Raw genomic sequence first — 1,101 nt, 5'->3', positions numbered from 1 at the left:
GCCACCGACCCGTTGCATGAGTTGCTGCGCCAAGGGGCACGAGACCTGATCGCCAAGGCCGTGGAAGCCGAACTGGCCACTTTCCTGGCCCAGTATGCCGACACGACCCTGGCGGATGGTCGACAGGCGGTGGTACGCAACGGCCATTTGCCGGAGCGCACTGTGCAGACCGGCATCGGTGAGGTCACCGTCAAGGTCCCCAAGGTACGGGATCGGAGTGGCGGCCAGGCCTGCTTCAACAGTACCCTGTTGCCGCCCTATCTGAAGCGGGCCCGCAGCATCGAGGAGTTGATCCCCTGGCTTTATCTCAAGGGCATCTCCACTGGCGACTACCAGGAGGCCCTGTCGGCCCTGCTGGGTGACCAGGCGAAGGGCTTGTCGGCCAACACGGTTTCGCGATTGAAAGCCCACTGGCTCGACGAGCACAGGGCTTGGTGTCAGCGGGACCTGTCGGATCGCCGTTACGCCTACTGGTGGGCCGACGGTGTCTACAGCAATGTGCGAGTGGATGACCGTCTGTGCCTGCTGGTGGTCATTGGCGTTACCGAGCAAGGGCGAAAGGAACTGGTGGCCGTCGAGGATGGCTTTCGCGAGTCGGCGGCCAGTTGGGAGACCCTGTTGACGGGCCTGCGTGAACGCGGCCTGACTACGGCTCCCAAACTGGCGGTCGGCGACGGCGCCATGGGGTTCTGGGCGGCGTTGAACAAGGTCTACCCGGAAACCGACCATCAACGCTGCTGGGTTCACAAGACGGCTAACGTACTGAATAAGTTGCCGAAGTCTGTTCAGCCCAAGGTCAAGGCAGACCTGCATGACATCTGGATGGCCGAGACCCGCGACGAGGCACACAAGGCCTTCGATCGCACTCTGAAACGCTTCGAGGCCAAGTACCCCAAGGCGATGGCGTGCCTGGCCAAGGATCGGGAGTCGCTGCTGGCGTTCTACGACTACCCGGCAGAGCATTGGGTGCATATCCGCACCACTAACCCGATCGAGTCATCCTTCGCCACGGTCCGTCTGCGCAGCAAGCGGAGCCGGAACTGCGGCTCTCGGGCGACGACCCTGTCGATGGTATTCAAGTTGCTTCAGAGCGCCCAAAAA

Annotated in this window: 1 protein-coding gene; it reads left to right on the top strand. The window is 62.5% G+C overall.

Annotation, left to right across the window (positions count from 1 at the left end):
* Window positions 1–1,101: IS256 family transposase (locus ACPF7Z_RS19385; RefSeq protein WP_425194877.1), on the top strand; the 1,101-nt coding region annotated here is incomplete at both ends.

It is taken from the genome of Halomonas sp. GXIMD04776 (assembly GCF_049808615.1).
In the GTDB taxonomy this organism is placed as follows: Bacteria; Pseudomonadota; Gammaproteobacteria; order Pseudomonadales; family Halomonadaceae; genus Modicisalibacter.
This window is presented reverse-complemented; position numbering and strand designations above follow the sequence as displayed.